Below are 13,352 nucleotides of genomic sequence, written 5' to 3'. Positions count from 1 at the left end.
AACACTTCATTTTATTTTATTACTCCAGATTAAGAACAACAACAGAAAATGGAGGTAGTTTAACATTTAATACATTATTCACAAGTTTTACATCCTTAAAAATAACTGGTTTTATTTTATCCGGGTTATCAAATGTATTATGATCCTGTACTTTTTCTGATGTCAAAATTCTACCGCTCACACTGGATACTTTCTGTCCTCTAATATCAATCTGTACATTTTTTTCTTTATTAACATCAATATTAACTAATGAAATATGGATTTTTCCATTTTTATCTTTGGAAGCAGAACAAGAAATAGATTTAATTTCGTCGTTTCCATATTTATAAGTATCTGAAAATACTACTGAAGGGAGTAAAACTGCATCATGATGTACATTATACATTTCCATAACATGATATGTTGGTGTAAGAATTATTTTTTCTTTATCTGTAAGAATAACCGCTTGTAGAACATTAACTGTCTGAGCTAAATTAGCCATTCTGACTCTTTCACAATGATTATTGAAAATGTTTAATGTTACTCCAGCAAGAACAGCATCTCTCATAGTATTCTGTTGAAATAAGAAAGCAGGATTGGTTCCTGGTTCCACATCATACCAGCCACCCCATTCATCAACAACAAGTGCAACTTTTTTATTGGGATCATATTTATCCATTATTTTAGAATGACCTTCAATATATTCTTCTATCTTTAGTGCCTGTTTAATTGTTTTGAAATATTGTTCTTCAGTAAAATTTGTAGCCGAACCCTTAGCATTCCAATCTATAACAGAATAATGATGTAGACCAATCCCTTCAATAAGATTAAGAGGAATATTTTTCATTAATACTTCAGTCCATTCATAATAATCACCATAAGGACCGGATGCAATTCTAAAAATTTTTGTATTTGATACACCCTGCATATAAGTTGCAAATCTTTTGTATACATCAGCATAGTATTCAGGTCGCATATGACCACCACAACCCCAAGTTTCGTTACCTACACCCCAATACTTGACACCCCATGGTTTTTCTCTTCCATTCTTTTTCCTTAAATCGCTCATAGGACTTATACCATCAAAATTGCAATATTGAATCCACTCAGCTAATTCTTGGGGTGTTCCGCTACCAACATTTCCTGAGATAAAAGGTTCTGCCCCTAACTGTTCACATAAATCCATAAACTCATGTGTACCAAAACTATTATTTTCTGTTACACCACCCCACCATGCATTTACGATAGTAGGTCGTTTAGATTTATCTCCAATTCCATCTTTCCAGTGATATGTATCTGCAAAGCATCCACCAGGCCAGCGAAGAACAGGAACTTTCATCTTTTTTAATGCTGCTATTACATCGTTTCTAATGCCCCGAGTATTTGGTATAACTTTATTAGTATCTCCAACATAAAATCCTTCATAAATGCACCGCCCTAAATGTTCAGAAAAATGTCCATAAATATTTCTGTTTATAGTATCTTTTCCTAAATCAGCATTAATTACTATCTTATTTTGGCCATAAATAATTACGCTTAAAACAATAATCAGAATTGCTGTTATTCTTTTCATTTTTATTCACCATTTTTTAATTGTGAAAGAATTATTTGCAATATAAAAAAGAAGACTAAAAAAAGTAATAATAAAATTATTGATGTGAGATATCTTTTTTAAAGGTTATATTTTTTCTTCATCCATTCATAAGCAGCATTAAGTTGTTTAGTCTTTTTCTCGGCTAAAATTTTTAATTCTTCTCCTAAATCACTTACTCTATCGGGATGATATTTGGCTATAAGGTCAAGATATTTTTTTCTAATTTGAGATTTTGTTATTCTACCACTCAAGCCCAATATTTTTCCATAATATTTTGCTTTTTCAAACTCTGTTGCAGTAGCAGGATCAAAATCATCTTCATAAAATATTGTCTTTTTCTCATATAGTTCATAACGTTCATATTTCTCATACTTTTCATAGAATTCGTGGTGTGTATACTTCTGTTTCTTTTGCTCCTGTTCCTGGCTGGTTGTTTTTCTATGAGTTTTCTGATTATAATAAAATCCTACGATTTTATGAATTGATGTAAAAAGTTCCGAGCTATTATCACCTGTATTAAATAAATAATCCAGAAAAAATATATTTACATTAAACCAATCTGTACTTTTAATCTTTTCTGCATTATTAATTAATAACTTCTTTACATTTTCTAATTTATTTACAGGTCTAATTTTTTTAAGAATATTTTCTTCAAACACTGGTGTTGCAATCTTTAAGATTGAATCGATCCAGTTATTGTCAATTTCCAGAATTAAAGTGTGAAGTATTAAATATTCATTTAATACATTTTCAGAAGAAATTGTAGAGTTTATTTCTGGAGCATAACTAATGCATTGCAAATGTCCCTGAGTAGCAAAAATAAATTCATTTAATGTTTGATCTATATCCAGATTAAACCATTTCTTAAAAATTGTTTCAATAGCCTGATTAAAAAATTGTGTTCGTAATTCGTAATTTGATTTATAAGTTGTTAAATACTGCTGTGAAAAACTTGAAATACCATTATACACATAACCAATTGCATACCATATTTTATGATAAATATCATCATAAATGTAATAGGCATCTTCATACTTTTTTTGTTCGAATAGAAAATCTGCAGCATTTCTCATTCTTATAAGATTTGTTTTATAGCTCATACTCTTTATGGTTTATTATTAATAATTATTATTGCTATATAATTATCGTTTATAATTAATTCAAATTAATATATGTATTATAAAAATTAATGTTCATTTCTTGATTATTAAATAGAACATTAATAAGTTTCGAACATTCTATTAAAAAGTTTGAATAATACTAATATGGATTCTAAAAACATTCTTTCAAAAAGAGACTTAATACTCAGTACAGCGAGGGATATAATTACAAAACAAGGTTATGCTAAAACAACCTTGGAAGATATTGCAAATGCACTTGGCATGAAAAAATCTTCTCTCTATTACTATTATCAAAATAAAGATGCATTACTCGAAGATGTAATCAAAAACGAAAAAGAGAAATACATTTTTTTAATTACTGAAGCTTTATCAAAAGAAGAGAAAATAGTGGATAAGTTAATTAACTACGAAATAACAAAATCCAATTATGTTAAATCTGTAATGAAACTTCAGGATTTGTCAATCAATATTTTTATTGAACTTAAACACAAAATATTTAAGGTGGCTAAAGAAATACGTGAAAGTGAGGTTTCACTTCTTACTAAAGTAATTGAGGAAAGTATAAAAAAGAAAGAGATTAAAAAATGTAACGCTGCTAAGATTGCTCAAATTTTACCTACAATATCAGAAGCATTCAGACATCGAGAAATTTATTTCTGCCAATTCGAACCTGATAAACAAATAGATTTTACAAAGGCAAATGAGGATATAGCATTTACAATAAAACTAATTTTTGATGGATTATTAATAAAATAAAATTTCGGAGGTGATAAGTGAAAAAATTAATTTTATTTATGGCAATTATACCGCCACTCCTTTTTTCACAACAAAAAGAAAAAATTGTACTTGATCTTAATAGAGCTATTGAATTCGCACTTGAAAGAAATAGCGAAATTAAAGTTGCACAACTTGAAGTTGATAAATCAAAACAACAATTACGAGAAGCTTTAAGTGGTCTTTATCCCAAAATTGATTTAAGTGCTCAATATCAGAGATATATTAAAAAACCTGTAATATTTTTACCACCAGGAACACCATTTAATCCAGGTAATAGACCAGGAATTCTGGAAATTGGATCTGATAATTCATATAACGGTACTGCTTCTTTATCCATCCCACTATTTTCCTGGACATTATATGAAAGTATTGGAATAGCAACAAGTTCATTGGATTTAGCAAATGAAAGTTATAAAAACACTAAGAACCAGATTATTGGAAATGTTCAAAAATCATTTCTTACAGTTTTGCTTTCAAGAGAAATGAAAAATTTGATGGAGCTAAGTCTAAAAAATGCTGAAGATAACTTTGAAAATGTAAAAAGACTGAACAAAGCAGGTACTCTATCGGATTACGATGTTCTACGAGCTGAAGTTCAGGTTGAAAATCTGAAACCTGTTGTTCTTCAAATGGAAAATAATTATAAACTTTCTCTTGAAGCATTAAAAGTTGCAATAGGACTTGAAGCAGAAGAAGAAATTGAAGTCGTTGGTGAACTTAATTTTGAAGAACCATATAAAATTCCTTCTGAAGATGAAGTAATAAATGAGCTTCTTAAAACAAATCCACAACTGGCAATTCTTGAAAATCAAGTAAAACTTTATGAAAAAATGTTGTCTCTTGAAAAATCTTCATATCTACCTACTCTTGCAGGATTTGGAAGTTATCAATATCAAACTCAAGCAAATGATTTTAAATTCTCTGAATATAGATGGGTTAAAACTTTTGTTGTTGGATTTCAGATTCAATTACCAGTATTTAATGGATTTAAAACTCAAGCGAGAGTTAGCCAGGCAGAAATAAGTTTAAATCAGGTTAAAGAACAAAAGAAAAATTTGACCGAAGCAATTAAAACTCAAGCATTGAGTATCCTTTACAGAGTACAGCAGGCATTAAAAAGAATCGAAGGACAAAATAAAACTGTCAAGCAAGCAGAAGAAGGTTATAATATTGCTAAGAGAAGACTTGAAAATGGATTAGCAACACAATTAGAAGTGAATGATGCAGAATTAGCACTTCGTCAAGCTCGAATCAATAGACTCCAGGCTATCTACGACTTTAAGGTTGCAGAAGCTGAATTAAATACAATTCTTGGAAAAAATTAAAAATCAGGAGATAAATAAATGAGAATAAAAGAATTTATTTCGTTTATAATTGCTTTATCAATTTTGTTATCAGGTTGTAATAAAAAAGAACTTAAAAATGAAACAGAAGAAATAATTCCTGTTGAAGTTACATTAATAAAAAAATCGAGTATTGATAGAACCATAGATTTAGTAGGAACATTAACAGCCTGGAAAGAAGCAAATCTTGGTGCACAAACATCAGGTAGAATACAAAAAATTTATGTCGAAGAAGGAAGCCGTGTTAAAGAAGGTGATTTACTATTTGAAATGGACGATACACAATTAGCTCAAGCTAAAATTCAATATCAGATTGCAAAAGATAATTACGATAGAATGAAACCACTTTACGAATCGGGTTCAATATCACAAAATCAATTTGATCAAATAAAAGCAGCTTACGAAACCGCAGAAAAAAACTATAAACTTCTTTTAACCAACACTCAGTTCAGAGCACCATTTTCTGGTGTTATCACTGCAAAAAAACTTAATGAAGGAGAAGTATTTTTATTAGCTCCAACAGGTGGTGCACCAACAATTGTTACTTTAATGCAGATCAATCCTTTAAAATTACTTTTAAATGTTAGTGAAAATAATTTTAGAGATATTAAACTTGGTCAAACAGTTGAAATTCAATCCGATATATTCCCGGAAGAAATTTTCAAAGGAACAATAAGTAGAATTAATCCAACAATAAATCCTACAACAAGAACATTCGAGATTGAAGTTAAAATACCAAACCCAAAAGAAAAATTAAGACCCGGAATGTTTGTAAGAGCAAAAATTTATTTGGGTAAATCTGATGGTATTTTAGTTAATAGAGCAGCAATTTTAAAACAACTTGGAACAGCAGCTTATTATGCATTCATCGTAAAAAATAATATTGCTAAACGTGTTGATGTAAAAGTTGGAAAAGAATTTAATGATGTAATTGAAATTACATATGGTTTATCCGAAGGTGATTATCTAGTTACAAATGGACAGGGCATTCTAAAAGATGGACTCCAAGTAGAAATTAAGAATAAGATTGATTAAGGAGAAATACTATGAATCTACCTGAATTATCAGTCCGTAGACCTATAACAACAATAATGCTCTTTTTAGCAATTATTATAATTGGACTTGTAGCTTTTCAGAGATTGCCAATTGATTTATTACCTGAAATTGAACCACCTATGATTAGTGTTCTCACTCAATATCCTGGTGCAAGTGCACAGGATGTTGAAATTAATGTTACAAAAAAAATTGAAAGTGGTTTAAGTTCAATTACTAATTTGAAAAGTATTCGTTCAACTTCAATAGATAATATTTCGGTTGTTGTGTTAGAATTTGAATATGGTACAAATTTAGATGAAGCATCAAATGATATTCGTTCTGCTCTTGAATTTACAAAAAGAAATTTACCAGAAGATGCACTCGATCCATTCATTTTTAAGTTCAGTACAAATATTTTCCCTGTTGTATTTTTAGCAGTAACTGCAGACGAAAGCTACATCGGTTTAAATAAACTTGCCGAAAAAGAAATAGTTGACCCTTTAAAACGAGTTAATGGTGTTGGAACTGTTCAAGCTTTTGGAGGACCTGTTAGACAAATATTAGTTCACGTTGATACAAAAAAACTGGAAGCTTATAATATTTCTACACAACAAATCAGTCAAGTTCTACAAGCAGAAAATATAAATATCCCATCAGGCACAATTAAAATGGGGACTATGGAATATAATCTGCGAGTGCCGGGTGAATTCTCAAACATTGATGAAATCAAAAATCTTGTTATTAGTCAGCAAGGTGGAAGAATAGTTTACTTAAAAGATGTAGCAAATGTGATTGATAGTCTTAAAGATAGAACAATAAATGTAAGATTAAATGGTGGTCGAGGTTTACAAATCATAGTTCAAAAACAATCTGGTGCAAATACTGTTGAAGTTGCAAGAAATGTTAAAGCAAAATTAGAACAGATTAAAAAGAATTTACCATCTGATGTAAAAATTGATGTTATAGTTGATACGTCAGAATATATAGTAAATTCAATAAATAATCTCGCAGAAGCAGTTATCCTTGGGGCAATATTTGTTTCGATTGTTATACTTTTATTCTTAAGAAAATGGAGAGCAACATTAATCATATTAGTAACCTTACCAGTTTCATTAATTGGTGCTTTTATTTACTTATACTTTACTGGTAATACAATAAATATCATTTCACTTTCTTCTTTATCGATTGCTGTTGGTATGGTTGTGGATGATGCAATTGTGATACTCGAAAATATTACTCGTCATGTTGAAAGAGGTGCTCGACCCCGTGAAGCAGCAATATTTGGTTCTACAGAAGTTGGATTAGCTGTTACTGCTTCTACATTAACAATTGTTGCTGTATTCTTTCCACTTGTTTTCATTTCTGGATTGGCTGGAATTCTATTCAATCAGCTTGGATTTTTAGTTACAGTAATGATTTTAGTTTCGTTATTAGCTGCATTGACTTTAATACCTATGTTATCTGCTAAACTTTTAAAATCAAAAAAGGAAGAAAAACCAATAAATAATCCTTTACTCAAAAAAATTGATAACACACTGGCAAACTTTCTTGATAAACTGGACACATATTATTCCTCACTACTGGAATGGGCTTTAAATCATAAAAAGACAGTTATAGTTAGCACAATTATAATCTTTTTAGGTTCAATATCTCTAATTGCCATAGTTGGAACAGAATTTTTCCCTCGATCTGATTCTGGTAATTTTCAGATGACATTGGAACTTCAACCTGGAATTCGTCTCGAAGAAACAATTGAGTATGTAAAAAAAGTTGAAAATATAATTAAAAAGGATTTCCCTGAAATTGTATTTATTGCTGGTCGTTCAGGTGTGAATGATCAGGGATTTTCTGCAATTTTATTTGGTCAAAGAGAAGCTGCCAATATTTCTTCTATCCAGGTAAGAACCGTAAGCAAAGATAAACGAAAAAGAACCATTTTTGAAATGGCAGATGAATTAAGAGAAAAATTAAAAGCAATTCCTGGTATTAAGAGTTTTACAATTAATACAAGTGGAAGTATGTCTATGTTAACTGGTGGAAGTACATCTCCAATCGAAGTAGATATTATTGGTCCTAATTTAGACGAAACATATCAAATTGCAACTAAAATAAAAGAACATGTAAGTAAACTCGAAGGAACACGAGATGTTAGAATTGATATTGGTGATCCGAGACCAGAATTACAGATTACTCTTCAAAGAGATAAAATGGCACTCAGTGGCTTAAATACCGCATTGGTTGCATCTACACTTAGGAGTTATTACTATGGTTTAACAGCAACAAAATATCGTGAGCTTGGTGACGAATATGATATTTTCATAAGTTTACCTCCAGAAAAGAAAAATTCTCTAAGTGATATTGCAAACCTTCCTATTAAGACATTATATGGTACAACAGTAAAATTAAAAGATATAGGAAAAGTTACTCAGCAATATTCTCCCCCAGAAATTAAAAGAAAAGAACAGGAACGAGTAGTAGCAGTTTTATCGGATGTTGAAGGTCGTTCTCTTGGTGAAATTACAAGTGATATTAAAAAATTTGTCAACACATTACAATTACCTCCTAATGTTACAATCGAATATGCTGGTCAAATAGAACAACAATCAGATACTTTTAAAGATCTATCTCTTTTACTCATATTAAGTATTGTACTGGTTTACATGGTAATGGCATCACAATTCGAATCTTTGTTAGATCCGTTTATAGTTATGTTCTCTGTACCTTTTGCTTTTTCTGGTGTGTTTATTGCACTTTTCTTAACCAATACACCATTTAGTGTAATTGCATTTTTAGGAAGTATTATGCTTGTTGGAATTGTAGTAAAAAATGCAATTGTACTTATTGATTACACAAATATAACAAGAGCAAGAGGATATGAACTAAAAGAAGCAATTATTTATGCTGGAAGAAATAGATTGCGTCCAGTTTTAATGACAGCATTAACAACTTTACTTGGTTTAATTCCACTTGCAATCAGTCGTGGTGAAGGTTCAGAAACATGGCAACCACTTGGTATTTCTACAATTGGTGGATTATTCTTTTCTACAGTAATTACTCTTGTACTCGTTCCAGTACTTTATTCAATATTTGAAACCAGAATAAAACAGAAAAAAGAAATTGATTAAGGAGTAAAAATGAAAGCAGTAATGATAGTTTATAATCATGGAATAACAGAAGAAGTAGATGAAGCTCTTCAAAGCTTAAATATAAAAGGATTTACAAGATTCTTAAATGTTCATGGTCAGGGGAGCGACAAAGGTGAACCACATCTTGGAACGCACGTATGGCCAAGTCAAAATGCAGTTGTTCTCACTGTCATTAAAGATGAATTAGTAGAACCTCTGCTCGAAAAAGTCAATGAAATAAATAAAGAAGCAGAAGAGCAAGGCATTCACGCTTTTGTATGGAATATTGAAAAGATGGTGTAATACTATTTATGCCTCGAGTAAATTTTTACTCGGGGCAAAATTTTATTATAAATATTATTTAAGGGAAAAAAGAATTTCATATATAAAAAATAATCTGGCAACTTTTTAATCTATCATCAATTTAAATAATTACTTTAGAACTTTATTATAATCTATCTAAAACATTCTTTAATTTGTTTGTGACTTCAATTGCTACTTCTTCTAATTCTGGATTACCTACACTTTTCATAGCTTCTACTGGATTTATTGTACTTACTTGTACTTTCCCATCAGATTTTTCCTGAACTATTACATTACAGGGAAGCATCACTCCGAGATTTTCTTCCTTTTTCAAAGCTTTGTAAGCTAAAGGTGGATTGCATGCACCTAAAATTTTATATCTTCGAAAATCCACATCAAGCTTTTTCTTTAAGGTCTCTTTTACATCAATTTCCGTTAAAACTCCAAATCCTTCATTTTTTAATTCTTCGAAAATTTTTGTAATTGTATCATCAAATGAATAATCAACTACTTTTGATAAATAGTATGACATAGCTACTCCTTTTTTTAATAATTAGATGATATTATAAACATAAAGATTCATATTTACTAAACGAAAAATAACCATACGATAAATGTAACCACAATGATTCCAAAAAAGTTAATAAAAATACCTGTTTTTGCCATATCAATAATTTTTAATCTTCTACTGCTGAATACTATTGCATTAGGAGGAGTTGCTACTGGAAGCATAAAAGCAAAAGATACTGATAATGTTGCAGGCAGCATTAAAATCAGTGGATTTATTTGAAGCTCTTTTGAAATAGCTGCTAAAATTGGTAAAAGAATCTGGGCTGTAGCTGTGTTGGATGTAAGTTCTGTTAAAAATGTTAAAACAAAACATACAGCAGCAATTAAAAAAATAACATCAATATTTTTTAATGATATAAATTGTTTCCCAATTAATTCAGATAACTTACTGCTAACAAATCCTTCAGCAAGAGCAAATCCTCCACCAAAAAGTAAAATTATATCCCATGGGATTTTATTTACTGCTGTATAGTCAAGTATAAAATTTTGTTCTTTATTTTCTTTCTTCACTGGTATAATAAATAAAAGGGTTGCCATAGTTATTGCAATTGTTCCATCATCAATATAATTTGATTTAGGGAATAAATTAGACCAGCCATAAATCTTAAAAAATCCTAAATTCAGTTCTGCCCTGAAAATCCATAGTAATGAGGTAACAATAAAAATTATCAATACTACTTTTTCTTCATACCTTATCTTACCAAGTTTATTTTTTTCTTGATTGATAACTTCTTTATCTATCTTAATACCAAATTTATCTTTATACAATATTTTTGTTAGAAGAATCCAGACAAATATTAACATAATTACTGAAGTAGGTACTGCAAACTTCATCCATTCACCAAAATAAATTTCAGGATTATCAGGAAAATTAATTTTATAAATTCTTTGAAAAACTAAATTTGGTGGTGTTCCAATTGGTGTAGCAATTCCGCCTATTGAGCATGAATATGCTATACCAAGCATTAGTGCTATTGCAAATCTGGAAGTTCGCTCAACACCAAGTTCATCTTCCAATCGATTAATTACTGCAAGTCCAATTGGTAGTAACATTACAGCCGTAGCTGTATTTGATATCCACATAGATATAAAAGCTGAAGATAACATAAATCCCAAAACTATTTTAGCATTTGAAGTCCCAACAACATTAATTACATTAATTGCAATTCTTTTATGTAAATTCCATCTTTCCATTGCAATAGCAATTATAAATCCACCAAGAAAAAGAAAAATAGTTGAGTTAACATAAGTTTGTGATATTTCTACAGCTGATATTGTGCCAGTAAATGGGAATAGAATTAATGGGATTAAAGAAGTAACTGATAGTGGAATTGCTTCTGTTATCCATAATAATGACATTAATATTGCTATTGCTGCAACTACTTCGGCACTTCTATATTCAACACCAAAATCAAATAATAAGTATGCTGTAATTGAAGCAATTACACTAATAAAAATCCATAATAAATTAATAACAGTTTTTTTCTTCATCTAAATTTTATTTCAAAGGATGTATTACATTATAAAGTGCTGAATAATCTTTTTCTGATAAATTCGAATTCATTGCATTAATAAGTATACTTTTAACACTCTCAATAATTTTTGTATCAATGTTACTATTTTGAAATTCCTGTGCAATTAAATTTACATCCTTCAACATATGTTTTAATGGGAAATTAGCTTTATCAAAATCTCTTTTAATCATATTATTCAATTTTCTGTCGAATGTAGGAGCATACAGAGCACTTTTTCTAAGAATATCCATAAATATATTTACATCAATTCCTTTATTTAAAACATAAGCAAGAGACATCGAAAAAGCTGAAAGTAAAGTTGGTATTAATTGATTAAATGCAAGTTTTAATGCAGATGCTTTCCCTACTTCACCAACATGAACAACTGTTTGACCAAAATTTTTAAGTATTTTTTTGTGTTTATTATAACACTCAGAATTACATCCAACCATCACTATTAATTCTCCTGCTTCTGCCTGTTGAACACTACCAAGCACAGGAGCTTCTACATATTCTCCCTCTAATGATTCAATTCTTTCTTTTAATAGTAGACTCTCAAGTGGTGCAATTGTACTCATCTGAATTAAAGTTTTTCCTTTGAAATTACTTTTATTTTTAAAAAGAACCTCTACTATAGCATTATAATCAGTTAACATTGTTATAATGACTTGAGGTTCTTTAATAGCTTCTTCTGCAGAAGTAAATATTTTTGCTTGATGTTTTTTTAGTCTTTCAGTTTTTGATATTGTACGGTTGTAAACAAATAAATTATAATTAGCTTTTAAGAGGCGAAAAGCCATAGGTTCGCCCATCAATCCCGTACCAATAAAAGCTATTTTCATTTTTTATCTCCGTTCTTGATTAAACAAGTTAAATCTAATTCAATTTCTTCTTCGCAAAAGAATGGTTCGCCATAATTTTTACCAATTTTAAAACCAAATACTTTTGCTCTTCCTTCTATATATTTTAAAAAATTGGGTTGACTTATAAATGTTTCTGGTTCTACACTATATGGGTTATGAAATTGCGATTCATAAGATTTAATTGCATTCATTTTTATTTCAAATGTATCACTAATATCAACTACAAAGCTGGGTTTAAACTCATATGTTTGCATATAATAAAATAACTTTTTAGGTCTAAATGGTGATTGAATTCTTCCATTATCTTCTGTCACAATCTTCGGTAAACCACTAAAGAACATTGCTTCTTTTATCAATAAACCACAACCAACATGATCAGGATGTCGATCGTTAAAGTAAGGAGCAAAAACTATAGTCGGTTGATATTTCCTTATTCTCGAAACAACTTTTAATAAATATTCATCATTTACTTTTATTGAACCATCTTTTAATCCAAGATTTTCTCTATGAGTTATCTTTAAAATTTCTGATGCTCTTTGAGCTTCTTTCATTCTAATTTCAGGTGTTCCACGTGTAGCCAATTCCCCCTTCGTTAAATCTACTATTCCTAATTTTAATCCATCTTTAATTAATTTTGCAATTGTTCCACCCATTGCAAGCTCAGCATCATCAGGATGTGCTGCAAATATTAATATATCAAGAATCATTTTACCCCTATTAAAAAATTTATTTATAAATATGATTATATTTTTTATGAAAGTAAATTCATTGAAATAATTTTAATAAATCTTCTATAAAATAAAACTAAATCAAAAAATATTTATGAAGATAAATATAGCTAAACTAAAAAAGCAAATTAATCTGCAATTAATTAATGGCTGGTTTAAAAAAAATAAATGAACTCAAATTTCAGTACAATATAAAGATTCACTATTCTACTTGTTTAAAACAAAAATTCCAGTTAAGATTTAAGAACCAAAGCTAATCTCGGAGCAAAAGAGAAATTTCTCAGTCAAACATATTATTTTGGTATCATAATTAATCCAAAATTATTGAATTATTATAAGATTAACTATTTAGAATAAATAGATGTTATTTTAGAAAATTGAGAAACTTATATTAAGTTTT

At 29.4% G+C, this 13,352-nt stretch carries 11 protein-coding genes; 5 read left to right on the top strand and 6 right to left on the bottom strand.

The annotated features are described in order from the left end of the window. Positions 1–19: 19 nt before the first annotated feature. Positions 20–1,552 (bottom strand): alpha-N-arabinofuranosidase, encoded by a 1,533-nt coding sequence (locus tag VJY38_RS07250; protein WP_353680025.1) that lies wholly within the window; start codon positions 1,550–1,552, stop codon positions 20–22. Positions 1,553–1,650: 98 nt separating this feature from the next. Continuing rightward, on the bottom strand, positions 1,651–2,673 hold the full coding sequence (locus tag VJY38_RS07245; RefSeq protein ID WP_353680024.1) for a J domain-containing protein: 1,023 nt from the start codon (positions 2,671–2,673) through the stop codon (positions 1,651–1,653). Positions 2,674–2,838: 165 nt separating this feature from the next. Between VJY38_RS07245 and VJY38_RS07240 the strand changes: the two genes are divergently transcribed. From VJY38_RS07240 to VJY38_RS07220, 5 genes are read left to right on the top strand one after another with little or no spacing between them, the layout of a single operon-like run. Beyond that, positions 2,839–3,450, top strand: coding sequence for a TetR/AcrR family transcriptional regulator (locus tag VJY38_RS07240; protein WP_353680023.1), 612 nt, complete (start codon positions 2,839–2,841; stop codon positions 3,448–3,450). 17 nt (positions 3,451–3,467) lie between these two features. After that, positions 3,468–4,796 (top strand): TolC family protein, encoded by a 1,329-nt coding sequence (locus VJY38_RS07235; protein WP_353680022.1) that lies wholly within the window; start codon positions 3,468–3,470, stop codon positions 4,794–4,796. An 18-nt stretch (positions 4,797–4,814) separates the two neighbouring features. Beyond that, complete coding sequence (locus VJY38_RS07230) at positions 4,815–5,849, top strand: efflux RND transporter periplasmic adaptor subunit (RefSeq protein ID WP_353680021.1); 1,035 nt, start codon at positions 4,815–4,817, stop codon at positions 5,847–5,849. Between the two features lie 11 nt (positions 5,850–5,860). Next, positions 5,861–8,974: an efflux RND transporter permease subunit gene (locus tag VJY38_RS07225; RefSeq protein ID WP_353680020.1), complete on the top strand. Its 3,114-nt coding sequence runs from the start codon at positions 5,861–5,863 to the stop codon at positions 8,972–8,974. Positions 8,975–8,983: 9 nt separating this feature from the next. Then, positions 8,984–9,277 carry a PG0541 family transporter-associated protein gene (locus tag VJY38_RS07220; protein ID WP_353680019.1) on the top strand — a complete coding sequence of 98 codons (294 nt, stop codon included), beginning with the start codon at positions 8,984–8,986 and terminating at the stop codon, positions 9,275–9,277. 145 nt (positions 9,278–9,422) lie between these two features. On the opposite strand, the gene VJY38_RS07215 is transcribed toward VJY38_RS07220, so the two are convergent. The 4 genes from VJY38_RS07215 to bshB1 are packed head-to-tail and all read right to left on the bottom strand — an operon-like array spanning position 9,423 to position 12,931. After that, the gene (locus VJY38_RS07215; protein WP_353680018.1) at positions 9,423–9,809 is read right to left on the bottom strand and encodes a DUF302 domain-containing protein; all 387 of its coding nucleotides are present in this window, start codon (positions 9,807–9,809) and stop codon (positions 9,423–9,425) included. 56 nt (positions 9,810–9,865) lie between these two features. After that, entirely contained in the window at positions 9,866–11,338 is a 1,473-nt protein-coding gene (locus tag VJY38_RS07210; RefSeq protein ID WP_353680017.1) for an SLC13 family permease, read from the bottom strand. A gap of 7 nt (positions 11,339–11,345) precedes the next feature. Beyond that, positions 11,346–12,203 carry an NAD(P)-dependent oxidoreductase gene (locus VJY38_RS07205; protein ID WP_353680016.1) on the bottom strand — a complete coding sequence of 286 codons (858 nt, stop codon included), beginning with the start codon at positions 12,201–12,203 and terminating at the stop codon, positions 11,346–11,348. After that, on the bottom strand, positions 12,200–12,931 hold the full coding sequence (gene bshB1, locus VJY38_RS07200; RefSeq protein ID WP_353680015.1) for a bacillithiol biosynthesis deacetylase BshB1: 732 nt from the start codon (positions 12,929–12,931) through the stop codon (positions 12,200–12,202). Before bshB1 ends, VJY38_RS07205 begins: the two co-directional genes overlap by 4 nt. Positions 12,932–13,352: the final 421 nt, after the last annotated feature.

Source organism: Rosettibacter firmus (assembly GCF_036860695.1).
Lineage (GTDB): Bacteria > Bacteroidota > Ignavibacteria > Ignavibacteriales > Melioribacteraceae > Rosettibacter > Rosettibacter firmus.
Note: the sequence above shows the minus strand (reverse complement) of the source record. Positions and strands in the feature narration are given on the sequence as shown.

Excerpts from the sequence above, each read along its gene's own strand:
- VJY38_RS07250 (WP_353680025.1), bottom strand. The coding sequence starts at position 1,552 with ATGAAAAGAATAACAGCAATTCTGATTATTGTTTTAAGCGTAATTATT.
- VJY38_RS07245 (WP_353680024.1), bottom strand. The coding sequence starts at position 2,673 with ATGAGCTATAAAACAAATCTTATAAGAATGAGAAATGCTGCAGATTTT.
- VJY38_RS07240 (WP_353680023.1), top strand. The coding sequence starts at position 2,839 with ATGGATTCTAAAAACATTCTTTCAAAAAGAGACTTAATACTCAGTACA.
- VJY38_RS07230 (WP_353680021.1), top strand. The coding sequence starts at position 4,815 with ATGAGAATAAAAGAATTTATTTCGTTTATAATTGCTTTATCAATTTTG.
- VJY38_RS07225 (WP_353680020.1), top strand. The coding sequence starts at position 5,861 with ATGAATCTACCTGAATTATCAGTCCGTAGACCTATAACAACAATAATG.
- VJY38_RS07220 (WP_353680019.1), top strand. The coding sequence starts at position 8,984 with ATGAAAGCAGTAATGATAGTTTATAATCATGGAATAACAGAAGAAGTA.
- VJY38_RS07215 (WP_353680018.1), bottom strand. The coding sequence starts at position 9,809 with ATGTCATACTATTTATCAAAAGTAGTTGATTATTCATTTGATGATACA.
- VJY38_RS07210 (WP_353680017.1), bottom strand. The coding sequence starts at position 11,338 with ATGAAGAAAAAAACTGTTATTAATTTATTATGGATTTTTATTAGTGTA.
- VJY38_RS07205 (WP_353680016.1), bottom strand. The coding sequence starts at position 12,203 with ATGAAAATAGCTTTTATTGGTACGGGATTGATGGGCGAACCTATGGCT.
- bshB1 (WP_353680015.1), bottom strand. The coding sequence starts at position 12,931 with ATGATTCTTGATATATTAATATTTGCAGCACATCCTGATGATGCTGAG.